We start from the raw sequence: 16871 nt of genomic DNA, 5'->3' as shown, positions 1-16871 counted from the left end.
TTTTTGTATGGCCGAAAAAGGGATTGATTATTTTGCCCGGCATGCCTATGATGAACTTGTACCTTGTACAAAATTGTGTATATGCGGGAGGGTTTGACATGAAAGCGCTTTTAGTGGGTTTGGGAGGTTTCGGTTCCGGATGGTATCGGAGGCTCCGCAATCAATACAGCGAGGTGACACTGGCAGTTGCCGATAGCGATGAGAGCAAGAGAAGTAAGATCGAAGAGGACGGAGTACCTTTTTACACTTCGATCTCGGAAGCTATTGAGCAAGAAAAACCAGATGTGCTGTTGAACGTTACGCCGAGGCATGTACATAAACAAATCAATCAAATCGCCTTCGATCATAAACTGCCGGTATTTAGTGAAAAGCCGATTGCTGATAACTATGCGGACGCTAAGGAAATGGTGGAACGTGCGGACAAGGAAGGCATTCCGTATATGATAGCGGAAAACTACCGAAGGTTCCCATTCGTTAGAAAACTGAAGCAATTGCTGGATGAAGGAAGCATTGGGGCTATTCTTACCGTAGACGGTGAATTTTATCGCAGCACCGACAGACCGCTGCCGGATAAGCTAGATATCCTGGAAGAGCTAGTCGTTCATCACTTTGATTTGGTCCGTTATTTGACGGGGCGCGAGGTCGGCAAAGTATTTGCTACCTACCGCCATCAGCTTCATATCGTAATGGATATGCAAGCGGGAATTTCCGCTACCTTCACCTGCTCGACACGTTCCAAGGGCAAGCCAACGGACTGGTCCGGCAATTGGCGGATCGAAGGAACGGAAGGTTGTCTTGAGCTGATCGATAATCAAATTTATTTGACCAAAGAGGGTGAGACCACGCATTTCGACGATTTCAGTGAAGTGGACGCGCCTAGCCCATTCAGTGAATTCTTGCAAGCTCTGGAGGAGAATCGAGAGGCGGAGACGAGTGCCAAGGATTATTTGCGCAACCAAGCGTTAGCCCATTACACAAGGGAATCACTTAAGCACAATCAAATGGTGGATACCTCTTCAAGCTGGGGCTACGGTCCGATGATCGTACGCAACTATTTGGAAGCCGAGTTCGGTGAACCGGGCGTCAGCCATCATGGAAAAGGATTAACCTACGGTAAACGATTGTTTTCCAAGGATGATTTTGACACGCCAATCATGTTCCTGGGCTATAGCGAAATTCCCCCGGGCGCATCCATTGGTTATCATGGCCATCGGGAAGATGAGGAGGTTTACATCATTCTGGAGGGCACCGGCATCATGACGGTCAACGGAGAACAGCGACAGGTCAAGGCGGGAGACATCATCCTGAACAAGCCTTGGTGGAAGCACGGATTGGAGAACAATAGTGATCAGCCGCTTCGATCGATTATTTTTGAAGTCATGAAAAACGGCTGATCTTAAGCTGTAGCAGTAGGAATGGATTACCTCTATGCCCGGGTTCGGTTTGGTCCGGATTCGGGCCTTTTGTCATTACTAAATTCATACCTCGTTAACACTGTGAAAAACACCTCGCCTATAATAGAACAGCAGATCCTCCAGCCGACGACATAACGACAGGGGTAATAGAATGGGAATTTGGTATCGATGGATCGTCGGGATTAATAAAAGCTTTCAGGTAAAGCTTATTTTGAACTTGTCCGTTATCATTTTACTTTCCTTCGGCATTACCGGATATTTGACCTACGAGAACAATTGGAGACTATTTGAGGAAGAAATCAGCAAGCAGTTTTCACGAACGAACGACGAAGCGCTGAATAAGCTGGAGCTGAAGGTGCAGGAGATTAACCGGATTTCTCAAACTATTGTATTCAATCCGCAAATTGAGAAGATGATCATCCGTATCAATGAAAATGAGGCTGTTGATCCTTACAATCTATACTACGATAAAAAGCAGATTGAAGAGCAAATATACCAGATCAAATTTGATGCGCCGTACATTACGGGCATGTATTTGTATGATCTGAACGGAAATCCCTCCTATTTCAGCTATACCAGCTCCTCCATTAACAAGTTTGATGCTTACGTGTTTCGGGTGATCCGTTCCAAAATCACCGATACGTACGGGGATCTCGTATGGATGAGCATGCCTCTGCCGAGCACGGTTGAGCCGAGCGGCTTCCGTCAGACGATCATCGTCGCCCGTTGGATGAAAAACAGCTTTTTGAATACATACGGTATGCTTGTGATGGCTATCGACGAATCGTTCTTCTCCAGCTCATTAAAGGAGCTGACCAAAGATGGTACTGGCGAAGTCTATTTATTCAACCAGTCGCAAGATTTGCTATACAGCAATGTCGTGCCGGAATCCGGCGATAAGCTGAAAATGCTCAAGCAGTTGGAAGATACTGAACTGGTGGAGAACCACTTGTTTGTCCAAAGCGAGTCCAAAAATGTATCGTTCAAGCTCGTAAGTGGAACCTCACTGGCTGAAATTCGAAAAAAGAACCAGACCTTATCGCAAAAAATCGTGTTCTCCGGCTTAATCAGCATCATTCTAGCAAGTGTATTGATCGTTCTGTCCACCGGCAAGCTGTTAAGGCCGCTTAAAGATTTGCTGCAAGGCTTGCGCAAGGTGCGTTCCGGTGATTTCGAAGCGCGGATTGAAGTCCGCACGAAGGACGAGCTCGCCTATATCGGCGAAAGCTTCAATGCGATGGCGGAGCATGTAGGCCACCTTATCAAGGAAGTGTACTTGACGCAGATCAGTGAACGAGAGGCCGAGCTAAAGGCGCTGCAGGCCCAGTTGAATCCTCACTTTCTACACAATATGTTTAACGAAATATACTGGAAGCTGTATTTGCAAAATGAGAAGGAAACGGCTGCTCTCATCGCCGCCATTTCGGAAATGTTGAAATATTCGTTGATGCCTGTTCGAACCTCTACGACCGTTAAAGAAGAAATTCAGCAAATCCGCAATTATGTCAAGGTGCAGACAGAGCTGTTTGAAACCGATCTGGAAACGATGTTCCAAGTGGAGGAAGAAGTATTGAACTGCAAGATGATGCGTTCTCTGCTCCAGCCTTTAGTTGAAAATGTATTCCTGCATGCTTTTCGCAATAAAGTGTCCCATAAGGTGCTGATGATCAAAGCAAGGCATCGCGAAGGAGCTCTGGAAATCGAAGTGATTGATAATGGCTGCGGGATGGATGATGTGGCTTTGTCACGACTGCTCGGCGCTCCTGGTACACCGGTGCCTCAGCGAGACGGCAGGGAGAGCTTGGGGGTACGAAGTGTGATTAGAAGAATAGAGCTTATTTACGGCAAGCCTTACCGGCTAGAAATTACGAGCGTACCGGAAAGCGGTACGACGATGCGATTGATACTACCGTTGGATATTACGGAGGAGGGAGTCTCGGAGCATGCTGAACGGTAATGTATTGATTGTGGAGGACCAGCCTAATTTTCGTAAGGGGCTTGCCCGGATGGTAGAGGAAGGCAAGCTCGGCTGGAGTGTCGTTGGAGAGGCAGGCAACGGCCAGGATGCTTTGGAGCTGCTGGATCAGGTGAAGCCGGATCTGGTGCTGACCGATATTCGGATGCCTTTGATGGATGGGATTGAGTTTGTCGGGAGGTTGAGGCAACGATACCCTGATATGCTGGTCATTATTTTGACGGCATATAAGCATTTCGAGTACGCTCAGGCGGCGGTACGCCATGGAGCGCTCGATTTTTTAATCAAGCCGTGCACGGAGGAGGATGTGAGGCAGGTACTTGTCAAAGCGTCAGAGCGTTTCTACGAGCAGTATGCTCAGAGGCAGAACCGAAAGCTTCAGCAGAAGCTTGAACAGGACCAAACGCTCCGTTCGGCTTTGCTTGATTTGCCCTATACGCCTCAGGATGCCCAATGCTTAAACGATCTGCTGGAAGGCACCGAGCTGTGGCAGCTTCAGCTGGATAATGCGGATTTGGCGAAGAAGCAGTACGGAAAAAGTGATTTAAGCCTCATTCAATTTGCGCTATCCAATATTATTGAGGAGCTGCTTCGAGGAGAAGGACAACATGCAAGGCTTATATTAATCGAGCATGACCGATTCGTTCTTGTTTCGCAGCAGCAGAGGCTAGAGGACGGAGTTCGGGAAGCCATTCAAGCGTCGGCTCTCCAATACTTGAATATTCATCTTCATTGGATGCGAATGGGAATGGCTCCTAAGGTCGAGCAATTAGCCGTCTTATATGCAGGGGCGAAGGGAGCTGCTAGCGGAAAGTCGGAGTTTTCCGAAGTACAGTCGAATGAAGCGGGTGCTACTACGTCATTGTCCTTGAGTCAAGCGCGTGTGAAGGAGCTGGAGGTCCAGCTGATGAGCGCTATTATGACGGGACAGGCGGATCAGCTTCAGCAGCTGCTGGATCGGATGCTAGAGGAGCTGCAATCCCAAACCCCCGACGAGATGAAGCTGTATGCATTAACGCTATCGATTGCTATGCACAGCACCGTTCAAACTCAATTTGAAACCGATGAAGCCGCCGTATTAACCGGGGTCCCGTATGATATGCCGCAAAGCCATTGGTCTCCAGAGGAGGTTCTTAACTGGGCAAAGGAACAGGTACGAAGCTTTATTCTTCTCTTTAACAACTGGCAGGCTTCGAAGAGTGATAATTTGATTGAGAGAGCGGTTAAATACATAGAAGAGCATTACAGCGAAGAATGCCGATTGACGGATGTGGCTTCCCATATTCATTTGAATCCGAGCTATTTTAGCGTCTTGTTCAAGAAATCAACCGGAGAGAGCTTCACACGCTACGTTACCCGTATTCGAATGGATAAGGCAGCGCTTTTGCTCCGCAATACCGATATGAAAATATTCGAAATCGCCTGTGCTGTTGGCTTTGACGAGCCGAATTATTTTACAAACGTGTTCAGGCAGCAGTTTCAAATGTCGCCTAAGGAATATCGTAAGGTACCCTGACCTTAAAGTACCTTGACTAAGCAGCTGGAGATTCTTGAACGTTTACACCCCTTTAACACATACCCAATGAATTTATAGATTCGTCTATAAATTTTTAAGGGTTCTTTTTTTTGTCCGCCTATAATTAACAATATAAGTTGATTTGACACTCATAGGAGGCTAAGACGCAATGGGAAAACAATTGAAAGTCGCAATCATCGGCTGCGGGGGGATCGCGACAGGCAAGCATTTGCCTAGCTTGAACAAGCTGGAGCAGGTGGAGATCGGCGCTTTTTACGATATTTCGCTGGAACGGGCACGAGATGCTGCTGAGAAATTCGGTGCTCCAGGAGCAAGAATATATGAAGATTACAGAGAGCTGCTGGCAGACTCTTCGATAGATGTGGTTCATGTGTGTACACCTAATGATTCTCATGCGGAAATATCCATTGCAGCACTGGAAGCGGGCAAGCATGTAATGTGCGAGAAACCGATGGCCAAAACCGCAGTCGACGCTCGCCGCATGGTTGAAGTGGCAAAGCGTACCGGGAAGAAGCTGACGATCGGTTACAATAACCGATTCCGCGCCGATAGCATGTATTTGAAACAAATTTGCGAGGATGGGGAGCTTGGCGACATTTATTTTGCCAAAGCTCATGCGATTCGCAGACGTGCGGTTCCGACATGGGGAGTGTTTCTGGACGAAGAGAAGCAGGGTGGAGGTCCTTTGATCGATATCGGCACACATGCACTCGATTTGACCCTGTGGCTGATGAACAATTACGAGCCGAGAGTGGTGCTGGGCACGGCTTATCATAAGCTGTCTCGTAGAGAAAAAGCCGCCAATGCCTGGGGGCCATGGGACCCGGCCAAGTTCAAGGTGGAAGATTCCGCCTTCGGGATGATCGTCATGAAGAACGGTGCTACCGTCATGCTGGAGTCAAGCTGGGCGCTGAATACGTTGGACGTGAAGGAAGCGAAGAGCACGCTGTGCGGTACCGAGGGTGGAGCGGATATGCAGGATGGACTGCGAATTAACGGAGAAAAGCATTCGCGTTTGTTTGTGAACCAGCTTCAATTCGAAGCTAAGGGCGCTGACTTCTATGAGGGCAAGAAAGAGAGCATGCAGGATAAAGAAATTCGTCTGTGGATCGAAGCGGTGGTCCATAATAAAGAGCCTATGGTCACTCCGGAGCAGGCGTGCGTCGTTTCGGAAATTCTTGAAGCGATTTATGAATCGAACCGGACAGGCCGTGCTGTATATTTTGATTAAAGGGAGAGCAGGACATGATCAAAGTGGCAATGCTAAGCTTCTGGCACGTTCATGCCAAGGATTACGCAAGACAAGCGGATGAGCATCCGGATACAGATATTGTAGCTGTATGGGATGAAGTTGCGGAACGGGGGAGGGAGCAGGCAGCTGAACGGGGTGTCATGTTCTACGATGACTTGCAGGAGCTGCTGGCGCAGCCCCATATCGATGCCGTCATTGTTGATGCTCCGACAAATCGACATCACGAGGTGATGGTTGCGGCGGCTCGGGCTGGCAAACATATTTTCACAGAAAAAGTAATCGCCGCCACGACTCGGGAATGTCTGGATGTATTGGAAGCCGTAGAAGAGGCTGGAGTCAAGCTAACGGTTTCTCTGCCGAGATTGAACATGCCGTTTACGTTGGCTGTGCAGAGCATATTGAACCAAGGTGTATTGGGGGAATTGACGCTTGTGAGGACGCGCCTGTCCCATAATGGAGCTTTATCCACGGAGAAATCGCCAGACGGATGGCTACCTTCTCACTTCTTCAGCCTTGAGCAGTGCTGCGGAGGCGCGCTGACTGACCTCGGCTGCCATCCGATGGTTCTGACTCGATTATTCCTCGGCATGCCGGATAGTGTCAGCACGAGCTTCGGCTACATTACGGGGCGCGAGGTTGAGGACAATGCCGTCTCCGTGCTCCAATATGAGAGCGGGGCGATGGCAATCGTCGAAGCGGGCTTCGTCAATCCGTTCTCGCCTTTTGTCATCGAAGTGCATGGCACTGAAGGCAGCCTGCTATTCTCCCGGCATGATGAGAGGTTTCTGGTGAAGAGTGCGAAGATGCAGCAAGCTGGAATTATGGAGTGGCAGGTGCAGGAGCTTCCGGCAGCCCGTCCTTCCTCTTTCGAGCAGTGGGTATCGCATATTCAAAATGACACGACCGCTGTCGAAAATATACAGCTGGCACTTGATTTGACACGTTTAATCGAGGCGTCCAACCTGTCGGCGAAATCAGGAGCATCGGTTCGGCTAAACGACATGGCGGAGCTGCTAGAGGAAGGAGCATGGAAATGATGGATAAAGGGGAGTATTCGTTCTCGACATGCTGGAACATCAAGCGGCATACGGCAGGAAGGGGAATGATCGAGGAGATCAAGGAGCTAGGCTATCGATACGTGGAGCTGAATTACAACGTGAATGATGCATTGCTGGCGACGATAGAACCCATGATCGAGCAGGGTGAGATTGGCATATCCAGCGTGCATAATGTGTTTCCTTTCATAGACGACAAGGATTACGACACCGATTCAGTAATGCTCGGATTTGATGATGAATCGAAGCGCAAACGCTCCGTGGAGCTATTGATCCGATCTATGGAATATGCGGACCGGTATGGGGCTAAGGCTGTAGTGGTGCATCCGGGCGAGGTGCCTTTTGATTACAATATCGATTCGGAGCTGAAGAGGCTGTATCGGGAGCATGGCAAAAAATCTTCAGAGTACGTCAAGCTGTGGAAGGAAATGTCCGAACGTCGCGAACGGTTGAGTCCTATTTATGCCAAGCGGATTCAGGACAGCCTGGAGGAGGCTTGCGGCTATGCTGCCCGTAGAGGTTGGAACGTGGCTCTAGGCATCGAAACACGCTCGCGCTGCTACCAAATGCCGACATTAATGGAAGCAAAATCGATCTGCGACGGGTTAAAGGGCAGTCCGGTTTATCTGTGGTATGATATCGGCCATGCGATGATGATGGACAGAATGGGCTTATACGATAATCTGCAGGAGCTGCAGCTGGTGCTGCCATACATCTATGGGGTGCACATTCATGAAACGCTGGAGTTGTCGGATCATTGGTGTCCGTACGTCCACAGCAACGATATGAATTACTTCGATCATTTTTTGGAGGCGATTGATGCCGCCAAGGTGAAGGTGTATGAATTGAAGGCGGTGTGCCAGCCAGAGGAAATTCACCGAAGCCACACGTTAATAACCGATAAAATTGCAGCTCGTAGAGGCTTGCAGCCATCATAAGAACGGGAGTGACAACGGTGGAACCGATAGTTGTGCGGTTAACGAGTATGAATGACGATTGGACGGAAGCGGCACTGCTTCGCCAAGTCCATGATCCCCAGTCCAAGTATGCTGGAGGTATTCTCGACGATACGGGCATCGCGAGGGCGAACCATCTTGGAACTCCGGCGTTCATGGCGGTATGGGCGGTTTCGTTGGTGAATCCAGCATCACGCTATTACCGTGATGCTGCTCTGCTCCTTGCCATGGAGCAGGCAGCGCAGTTTATGCTAAACCGTCAGCATGAGGACGGGACGATATCCCTTGGCTCGACGAATTATCATTCGCCGCCGGATACCGGATTTGTCATTGGCGGTATGGTGCCGATGGTTCAGCTGTTGCAGGCCCATGAAGGAGATTGGGCTGAGCTTGGCTGCGTGATCTCCAAGCTGAAGCTGTTCTTGGAGCGTACGATCCCGGCGATGCTGACAGGCGGCTGCCATACGCCGAATCACCGGTGGGTGCTTACTGCGGCGCTCGGGCTGCTGTATGAGCTGTTCGGATTGCCTGAGCTTGTAGCGAGGGCTGCCGAATGGCTGGATGAAGGAATAGACATCACCGCAGATGGCGAATGGACGGAGCGAAGCAACGGAATCTATAACGCAGTCAGTGATATTGCGCTGTATCATACCGCCCGCACGTTGAATCGACCCGAATGGTTAGATGCCGTGCGCCGCAATCTGCGTATGATGGTGTATTTGATCCATCCGTCCGGCGAGATCGTAACCGATTATTCTGGACGTCAGGATTACGGGCAAATGGCAGACTTATCGAGCTATGCTCTTATTTACCGCTTGATGGCAGCACTTGACCGCGACCCGCTGTTTGCAGCGATGTCGGACTATGCCGCCTCGTTCGTTAGGCAGCCTGGTGCAGTCAACAATAACGTGCTCCTCGGTTATTTGTTATATCACGACTTGTCGCAGCTTGCGGGCTTGGAGAGAGCAGTGCTGCCGCAGCAATACAAGAAATTTATCAACTACGATCATCCGATGAAATTACACTTACAGCAGCTTGACGATGTGGGGCATCATAATCGCATTGATCACAGCAGCATGCATTTGGCTTTTGGAGCTCCGGTTGTCCGGATTCGCGATGGACAAACGAGCATGACCTTGATGAGCAAATCGCCTTCATTTTTTTCTCTACGGCATGGAGAAGTGCGGCTGCTTGGGATCAAGCTGAGCACTTCGTTCTCTCCTGGCATAGTCAAATTCGATGTGCTAAATGCGGAGCCTGAGTTTAACGCCAATGGGGAACTGGCACTCAAAGAATTCCAGCTTACCACTCAGATGATCAAAGGATATAATGGTCCCATTCCCGTGGAGCATTTGCCGGGCAGCTCCGAGAGTCGTATGCAGCTGAGTCCATGGTATTTGCTGCCGCATCAGCATCGTCCGCTTACTCATGCGCAGACACATACATTGACTGCGGAACTGACTCAAGGGGATGCAGAATGGTTGCTTCGCATCCGTTCGGATGAGCTCGAGGATGTATACACTCAGCTGACATTTATTTTTGGCGCTGAAGCCAGCATCCAAGGAGAGGATCTGCAGCAGGTTGGGCCGGATAGCTTCTTTCTTAAGAGCGGCAACGCCCAAATTACAGCTGGTAATTATGGGGTGGAAATTTCTTCAGGAGCTCACGAGCATTGGCTGCCTGTGCTGCGCGAGGACGAGCATCCTGCGGGATGCCGGTATGTGCATGTAAACCTCATGACACCGTTTGACCGTACATTTAGTATAAAATTGTCGTGAAATGGAGGGAGAGAGTATCATGACTGCGGAGTATTTTCACGAACAAGAGAGCATGCGGTTCCGGTTCGGAGACGACGACCGGGGGATATTGGGAGTGCTGACCGATCGATATATCGGCGCGAACCCGCCGGTACCGTTTACCTTTCGGGCGTTTGCGAGATCCGGAATTTTGCAAACGGAGGAGGGCTTGTACGATCTCAATTGGGGTAAGAGATTTCCCGATGCGAAGCTCGGTCCATATGCGTATGCTTATGGAAAGGTCTGGAGCGATGGATAGCGCAGCTTGGATATTGTTATTCGCTGTCTTGGACCGATCCGTTTGGTTTTTAATAATGAATTGCTTTATCGTTCTAATGTGATAGACGAGATTAAGCCGGATGCCCGTGTAGTACTGAATCTTCAGCTGGTTAAAGGATGGAACAGCTTACTCATCCAGGCGAAGCAGACTGCGGCAGGCTTCGGCTGCCAGCTCGGAGCCGATGAGGCGAAGGTCCGTATTCTGAACGTGCTGGCTCCTTTCGAGGAACGTTCAGGTCAGGCAGGATGGGTGTATTCTGAGCCGACCAATGCTGATCTGCTTGAGGGGGCATCATTTCCTGATCCTGATGCATCGGAGGAGGATACCAGGCTGACTTGGCACCCTAGACTAATAGCCGAGCGCATCGCCGATTTCATGCTCCATCAGTTGGAGCGCAGGGAGGATGGCGCTTTTTACAGGAAATGCACAGGGGAATATTCCGAGAATACGATGTGGGCGGATGACTTGAATATGAGCACGCCATTTCTATGCCGGTATGCCCGAATAACCGGCTGCAGTGAAGCGCTGGATGAGGCCGCTAGTCAATTCCTTTTATTCCGCAAGTACTTATATATGCCTGACCAGCAGATCATGTCTCATGTATATGATTTCAAATACGGAATGCCAACGAAAATTCCATGGGGAAGAGGCAACGGCTGGACGCTTTTTTCATTAACGGAGGTTTTGGAAGCGCTGCCTAATGACCATGAGGCTCGGGCGGAGCTGGTTGATTTTTTCAACGAGCTGTGTGAAGGATATGCGGCTTTGCAGGCAGCCAGCGGTTTGTGGCATCAGGTGCTGAACGATGCGGATGCCTATCAGGAGGCATCGTGTACAGGGATGTTCGCTTATGCGTTTGCCCGGGGCATCCGGTTCGGATGGTTAAGGGAGAAGGACAAGTTCCTCCAAGCGACGTTCAGAGCCTGGGATGGGCTGATACGGCATGCCATCGACCGGCAGGGCAACGTTCACGGCGTCTGCAGCGGATCGAGGTATGCGTTCACTGCCGATTACTACAAGTATGATCTGCTTAGAGTGACTAACGATAATCACGGGATAGGCATCATGATGCTGGCGGGAACGGAGGTTGCCAAGCTGAAGCAATGGCTTAAGGAAGATTTACCGAATATTTACAACAATCCAATGAAATTATAGATTCCTCTAACATTTTTTAAGGGTTGTTGGCCGAAAGCCTTTTATAATGAAATTACAGAATGAACTATAACAAGAAACGAGGAGTGAAGCGGTCATGAGAGCAAGTACTGGAGAAGCTCCCGGCTCCGTCGCGACAAACGAAGCGCGCAGATCTCCCCTCCTGCAGCGAAGAAGAAAACTGAAACAGAATATCCCGCTTTTTATCATGCTGATTCCGGTTTTTGCGTTTTATATCCTATTTAAATACATTCCGATGGGCGGTCTCATCATTGCCTTCAAAAGCTATAATTTTGCCGATGGTATTCTGCACAGCCCTTGGGTTGGGTTAAAGCATTTCAAGCTGCTGTTTTCCTCCGCTAATACGGTTCAAATTATATGGAATACGTTCTGGCTGAGCTTTTTGAATCTGGCGGTTGGCTTCCCGGTACCGATTGCTCTGGCGATCCTTCTGAATGAAGTAAGAAAAATGTGGTTTAAGAAATGGGTCCAAACGATCGTCTATCTGCCCCACTTCTTCTCCTGGGTTATCGTCTCAGGCATAGTGCTGACTTTGTTTGCTACCGATTACGGCTCGGTCAATAAAGTGCTTAAGCTGTTTGACGTTGAACCAAAGACATTCCTTTATGATTCCTTCTCCTGGATCTCTATCTTTGTCGGGTCGGGTGTTTGGAAGGAGATGGGCTTCAGCACTATTATTTACTTGGCGGCGCTTACAACCATCGATCCCTCGCTGTATGAATCAGCCTGCATCGATGGAGCTAATAAATGGAGACAAATTTGGCATATTACGCTGCCTGGCATCCGCCACACCATCGTTCTGCTGCTCATTCTGGCGATGGGGCGTGTGATGGAGGTCGGCTTCGATCAAGTATATAACCTGCAAAACTCTGCTGTTGCCGGAGTATCCGAGGTGATCAGCACCTATATTTACAAAATCGGGCTTCAGCAAGCCCAGTTCAGTCTGACAACCGCTATGGGGCTGTTTGAATCGATCGTCAGCTTCACGCTGGTGCTTTTGGCGAACTGGATTGCTCGCAAATTCGATCAAGCGCTGTTCTAAAAACAATGTGAAGGAGGGATCGCATGAAAGCGACAACAGGTGAAAAAGGCTTCTATGCCCTCAATTATTTGGTTCTAACGGTCATAGCGTTAACCTGCATCCTGCCATTCATCCATATTATCGCGGTCTCGTTTAGTGAAAGGGGAGCCGTTGAATCAGGACATGTCTTCTTCTGGCCTGTCGGTTTTCAGCTCACTGCATATAAGTTTTTCTTCATCGCCACGCCCGCCCTCAAAGCCTTTGTCAACAGCGTATGGATTACGTTAGGCGGCGTTGCGCTGAGTATGCTTTGCACCATTTTGGCCTCCTATCCGTTATCTCGTCCTTATTTGTACGGGCGTAAATATTTGGTCCTGGCGATGGTGTTCACGATGCTGTTCTCTGGGGGAATTATCCCCACGTATCTGGTTGTGAAGGGTCTTTCGTTGATAGATTCTTATTGGTCCATCTGGCTTACCGGACTGATAAGTACCTATAATATGCTGCTGATGCGGAGCTATTTTGAGAACATTCCCCACGAAGTGGAGGAAGCCGCTCAAATGGATGGCTGCAATGAAACAACGCTTCTCATCCGCATCATTTTGCCTCTGTCGCTCCCCATGCTGGCTACGCTGGCGCTATTTTACGGTGTCGGCTACTGGAACGCGTTCATGAACGTGCTAATGTACATCAACAAAAGCGATATGCAAAATTTAACGGTCATTGTCCAAGCCATGCTGCAAAAAAACGATGTCCTAGCGGCCGCTTCAACGGATATCGTCGAACAGCAGCTGGTGATGAACGAAATGATCAAATCGGTTGGGGTCGTCGTTATGGTCGTTCCCATGCTGATGGTGTATCCGTTCCTGCAAAAATATTTTGTTAAAGGCGTAATGCTGGGGTCAGTCAAAGGTTAACTGCAAGAGAAAGCTGTACCGAAACCGTTTCCGCATGCTCTTACCAAAGCTCTCTAACAAAATCAAGGAGGAGAAAGGGTTATGAACAAAAAGAAACTATGGATGGGAATGGGCTTGGCGGCTGTATTGGCTATGGGAACAACTCTGACCGGATGTACCGACAAGAAAGAAAGTACGCCTGCAGCATCCGGCAAAACAGATGACAAAGCTCCAGCCAAACGGGGCGACATAACCGTTACAATGTACGATCGGGGGGCCGTTCCGGCATCGGAAGGCTCTTATGAGGAGAACCGCTGGACCAAATGGATTAACCAGAACGGGCCTGTCAATGTCAAATACGTACCGGTTCTTCGCAGTGAATCGACCAAGAAACTGAACGTTCTGTTCGCTTCCGGCTCGGCTCCGGACATCATTAACGAATACAATACTCCGTTCCGCAACGGGGTATATGAGCAGAAACAGCTTCTCGCACTGGACGATTACTTAAAGTTCATGCCGGAATATCAGAAGCTATTGACCCAGTTCCCTCAGTTGAAAAAAGCTGGCACCAAGCCAGACGGCAAGCTATACGAAATCGGTAAGCTGAAGGAAGCTTCTCCACTGCATGTGTTCTTCATCCGTACGGACTGGTTGAAAAAGCTCAACCTGCAAATGCCAACGACAGCTGAAGAAATGATGACGGTAGCTAAAGCTTTCGCCGATCAGGATCCGGACGGCAACGGCAAGAAAGATACCTACGGTATGAATATCAGCACATACTCGGAAACGGCGCTTAACGAAATGTTCGGCGATTCCATGTCCAAGAGTCAGATGTCGTGGGGAGTCAAGGATGGAAAGGTAATCCGTCTATGGGATAACGAGCTGGCTTCGCTGACCTTCAAAAAGCATCTGTACGATGACGGCATTATCGATAAGGACTACATTAATGATAAAGACGGGGCGAAGGCAAAGCAGGATTTCTTGAATGGCAAGGTTGGCATTTATATTAACTCCAGTGTGAGCTGGTTTGATTTTGCCATCAATGATATGGCTACACTCAAGAAAAATGCCCCGGGAGCGGAAGTTGCGCCACTGGCCTATCCGAAGTCGCAATTTGGTCAATTTACGGGAGCCATCGATAATCCGGTTCAAATGACGACGGTCGTCAATGCCAAGGCCAAGGACCCTGAAGCTGTGATGCGCTACCTCGACTTCATGATGAAGCCGGAAACCGGCATCAAGATTACATTTGGAGATGAGAATGTCCATTGGAAAAAAGGGGCTAACGGTTGCCAGCAAATTATCGACCCGGCCAAATCCAAAAACGAAGTCGGCTATGCCGGTGACTATGAAATCTTCCTTACCCGGGCGACGGACAAATGCAGCTTTGTTGTTAACCAGTTCAATCCCGATGTGTCTGAGCAGAAGGCGGGGCTTGAACTGTATAAGGAAGCTCAAAAAACGTATCTGGACCCATCGCGCCAGTATCCTGGGATTACGGTCGGTGAGCACATGCCTCCGTTCCCTAATGATCTCAATGTGATTCATACGAGTCTGTTGAAGGATATGACCGATATTTATGTGAAGGCGATCATCAGCGGAAGCAAGTATTCGCCCGAGCAGGCTATTAAGGATGCTCAAGCGGCCTGGGACAAAGCAGGCGGCAAGCAGCTTGAGGATTATATGAACAAATGGTATTCGGATAACAAGGACAAAGCGTTCCTGGCTAAAGACGTATGGGATATCGTCAAGCAGCAGAAGGAGCAGTTTAAGTAAAACCTATAGCTAGGATACATCAAGAGAAGCTTATTACTTTAAGTTATAGGCTTCTCTTTTGTATGTACTTTTTGCAAGCAAAACGGAGTTTAGAAAAAGTAGATGGGGGATCCACGGAGAGCTGGCGTCCAGAAGGGGGTACCTCACTGAAGTCCAAAGCTTTAGCAGATTAGGAGGTGATTATCCCAAAAAACAGGTACGCAGTGCAGTAAGGTCGTCAACGTGACAAGTTACAATGGCTGTCTGAAGAAAGTAAAAAGCATGCAGTACAACCATTCCCCTAAAGGAGAGTTGTGATGATGAACAGGTTTAAAAAGTTAAGCTGTTCTTTGGCCATTATGCTATCGATCGGATCTTTATTTGGAAGCGTTTCCTTTGCAGAGCAGACTGCTCCCAAATCGTTTTCGGTGCTGTCCTTAAATGTAGCTGGGCTGCCTGATTTGGTCTCCAGCGGAAGCCCGGCTGCCAATACCCAAAAAATCAGCCCGTTAATCAACGATTACGATATCGTCGTAGTACAGGAAGACTTCAATTACCATAATGACCTCATTAAATATGTTACACTGCCGTATCTTTCCACTACAAGCGGACTTGCCGGAATCGGGAGCGGGCTCAACCGAATGTCCAAATATCCTTTTACCGATTTTATCCGTACCAAATGGAATAAATCTTACGGTCTGTTCGATAACGGAAGCGATCAATTGACGCCTAAAGGCTTTGATGTGGCGAGACATCAGCTTGAGCCTGGTGTGAATGTGGATGTGTATACATTGCATGCCGATGCGGGGACGGACAGCGGTTCAATGGATGCTCGTCGTGACAATATCCGTCAGCTTAAAGAATACATCAAAACCTACTCGGATGGTAATGCAGTCATTGTAATGGGCGATACGAACTGCCGGTATACTCGCAGCGGTGATGTGATGGAGGAGCTGCTGGCCGAGAACAATTTGAAAGACGCTTGGATCGAACTGGTGCGCAATGGCAGCATTCCACCGGATGGTGATGCTCTCATGGATGCGAGTCAGCTTAACGGACCTAACTATGAAGTGGTGGATAAAATATTGTACCGCAGCAACAGCATCGTTCAATTGCAGGCAACCTCCTATAAGCTGGAGGACACTAAATTTACGGACAGCAGCGGCAACCAGCTTTCGGACCATTATCCTGTTTCCACCAAGTTTCAGTACACTGTAGCTTCTAATGTATCTGTAAGCAGTCCGTTCGGAGGATCAGGCGGTATTGCTTTCAATCAGTTGGAGCACCTTCCTGCTCAATCGAAAATAACTAAGGTGGAGTTAAGCTCAGGAAGCCGTGTTGATGGATTGAAATTAACGTTTGGGAATGGAACGGCTTTATCTGTAGGCGGCACCAGCTCTAGCGGTTATCAGTCTTTGCAGCTTGCTAGCGACGAGTATATTAAGGAAGTTACTGCACACAAGGCACAACGAAACGGCGAGGACCGGATCTTCTATTTGGAAATCAAGACGAACAAGGGCAATATCCTTTCAGGGGGAACCAAGACGACTTCAATTACCACTTTCAAAGCCCAAGACGGCTGGTATATTGCGGGCTTTTTCGGCAAGGCAGAAGCAGAGCTTGATCGTATCGGTGCTATCTATAAGCAGCTTACGCCATAAATACAGTACATTGAAAAGGTTACAAAAAAAGAAGCATCCCCCAATGCATCGTTGTACTGAAGGATTGCTTTCTGATTCAATCATTCCATTTCTACAGCG

At 48.9% G+C, this 16871-nt stretch carries 13 protein-coding genes; all 13 read left to right on the top strand.

The window, feature by feature from the left end; all coding sequences use genetic code 11:
- Positions 1-98: 98 nt before the first annotated feature.
- The 13 genes from BP97_RS39550 to BP97_RS0105555 all read left to right on the top strand — a co-directional run bounded on the left by BP97_RS39550 (position 99) and on the right by BP97_RS0105555 (position 16772).
- On the top strand, positions 99-1394 hold the full coding sequence (locus tag BP97_RS39550) for a Gfo/Idh/MocA family oxidoreductase (protein WP_197035413.1): 1296 nt from the start codon (positions 99-101) through the stop codon (positions 1392-1394).
- A 172-nt stretch (positions 1395-1566) separates the two neighbouring features.
- Positions 1567-3372 carry a cache domain-containing sensor histidine kinase gene (locus BP97_RS35425; RefSeq protein WP_051620386.1) on the top strand — a complete coding sequence of 602 codons (1806 nt, stop codon included), beginning with the start codon at positions 1567-1569 and terminating at the stop codon, positions 3370-3372.
- Positions 3359-4906 carry a response regulator transcription factor gene (locus tag BP97_RS0105605; protein ID WP_028548209.1) on the top strand — a complete coding sequence of 516 codons (1548 nt, stop codon included), beginning with the start codon at positions 3359-3361 and terminating at the stop codon, positions 4904-4906. The genes BP97_RS35425 and BP97_RS0105605 overlap by 14 nt, the downstream gene beginning before the upstream one ends.
- A 169-nt stretch (positions 4907-5075) precedes the next feature.
- Positions 5076-6158, top strand: coding sequence for a Gfo/Idh/MocA family protein (locus tag BP97_RS0105600; RefSeq protein ID WP_028548208.1), 1083 nt, complete (start codon positions 5076-5078; stop codon positions 6156-6158).
- 14 nt (positions 6159-6172) lie between these two features.
- A complete protein-coding gene (locus tag BP97_RS0105595) occupies positions 6173-7216 on the top strand; it encodes a Gfo/Idh/MocA family protein (RefSeq protein ID WP_028548207.1) in 1044 nt (347 codons plus the stop codon).
- Positions 7213-8172 carry a sugar phosphate isomerase/epimerase family protein gene (locus BP97_RS0105590; RefSeq protein WP_156043145.1) on the top strand — a complete coding sequence of 320 codons (960 nt, stop codon included), beginning with the start codon at positions 7213-7215 and terminating at the stop codon, positions 8170-8172. The genes BP97_RS0105595 and BP97_RS0105590 overlap by 4 nt, the downstream gene beginning before the upstream one ends.
- 17 nt (positions 8173-8189) lie before the next feature.
- A complete protein-coding gene (locus BP97_RS0105585; protein ID WP_331281299.1) occupies positions 8190-9968 on the top strand; it encodes a hypothetical protein in 1779 nt (592 codons plus the stop codon).
- A gap of 19 nt (positions 9969-9987) precedes the next feature.
- Positions 9988-10245 (top strand): hypothetical protein, encoded by a 258-nt coding sequence (locus BP97_RS40925; protein WP_028548204.1) that lies wholly within the window; start codon positions 9988-9990, stop codon positions 10243-10245.
- 6 nt (positions 10246-10251) lie between these two features.
- Positions 10252-11421, top strand: coding sequence for a glycoside hydrolase family 88/105 protein (locus BP97_RS0105575; protein WP_028548203.1), 1170 nt, complete (start codon positions 10252-10254; stop codon positions 11419-11421).
- A 94-nt stretch (positions 11422-11515) separates the two neighbouring features.
- Positions 11516-12481 (top strand): ABC transporter permease, encoded by a 966-nt coding sequence (locus tag BP97_RS0105570; RefSeq protein WP_036745498.1) that lies wholly within the window; start codon positions 11516-11518, stop codon positions 12479-12481.
- Between the two features lie 23 nt (positions 12482-12504).
- On the top strand, positions 12505-13377 hold the full coding sequence (locus BP97_RS0105565; protein ID WP_028548201.1) for a carbohydrate ABC transporter permease: 873 nt from the start codon (positions 12505-12507) through the stop codon (positions 13375-13377).
- 81 nt (positions 13378-13458) lie between these two features.
- Positions 13459-15132: a type 2 periplasmic-binding domain-containing protein gene (locus BP97_RS0105560; RefSeq protein WP_028548200.1), complete on the top strand. Its 1674-nt coding sequence runs from the start codon at positions 13459-13461 to the stop codon at positions 15130-15132.
- A 299-nt stretch (positions 15133-15431) separates the two neighbouring features.
- Positions 15432-16772 carry a jacalin-like lectin gene (locus BP97_RS0105555; protein WP_231506217.1) on the top strand — a complete coding sequence of 447 codons (1341 nt, stop codon included), beginning with the start codon at positions 15432-15434 and terminating at the stop codon, positions 16770-16772.
- Positions 16773-16871 lie beyond the last annotated feature (99 nt).

Source organism: Paenibacillus sp. UNC451MF (assembly GCF_000686845.1).
Lineage (GTDB): Bacteria > Bacillota > Bacilli > Paenibacillales > NBRC-103111 > Paenibacillus_S.
The sequence above is the reverse complement of the archived record's forward strand: the minus strand, read 5'-3'. Positions and strand labels throughout refer to the sequence as shown.

What these genes read in the sequence shown, in the direction of transcription:
- BP97_RS39550 (WP_197035413.1), top strand. Translation starts at nt 99, where the DNA reads ATGAAAGCGCTTTTAGTGGGTTTGGGAGGTTTCGGTTCCGGATGGTAT.
- BP97_RS35425 (WP_051620386.1), top strand. Translation starts at nt 1,567, where the DNA reads ATGGGAATTTGGTATCGATGGATCGTCGGGATTAATAAAAGCTTTCAG.
- BP97_RS0105605 (WP_028548209.1), top strand. Translation starts at nt 3,359, where the DNA reads ATGCTGAACGGTAATGTATTGATTGTGGAGGACCAGCCTAATTTTCGT.
- BP97_RS0105600 (WP_028548208.1), top strand. Translation starts at nt 5,076, where the DNA reads ATGGGAAAACAATTGAAAGTCGCAATCATCGGCTGCGGGGGGATCGCG.
- BP97_RS0105595 (WP_028548207.1), top strand. Translation starts at nt 6,173, where the DNA reads ATGATCAAAGTGGCAATGCTAAGCTTCTGGCACGTTCATGCCAAGGAT.
- BP97_RS0105590 (WP_156043145.1), top strand. Translation starts at nt 7,213, where the DNA reads ATGATGGATAAAGGGGAGTATTCGTTCTCGACATGCTGGAACATCAAG.
- BP97_RS40925 (WP_028548204.1), top strand. Translation starts at nt 9,988, where the DNA reads ATGACTGCGGAGTATTTTCACGAACAAGAGAGCATGCGGTTCCGGTTC.
- BP97_RS0105570 (WP_036745498.1), top strand. Translation starts at nt 11,516, where the DNA reads ATGAGAGCAAGTACTGGAGAAGCTCCCGGCTCCGTCGCGACAAACGAA.
- BP97_RS0105565 (WP_028548201.1), top strand. Translation starts at nt 12,505, where the DNA reads ATGAAAGCGACAACAGGTGAAAAAGGCTTCTATGCCCTCAATTATTTG.
- BP97_RS0105560 (WP_028548200.1), top strand. Translation starts at nt 13,459, where the DNA reads ATGAACAAAAAGAAACTATGGATGGGAATGGGCTTGGCGGCTGTATTG.
- BP97_RS0105555 (WP_231506217.1), top strand. Translation starts at nt 15,432, where the DNA reads ATGAACAGGTTTAAAAAGTTAAGCTGTTCTTTGGCCATTATGCTATCG.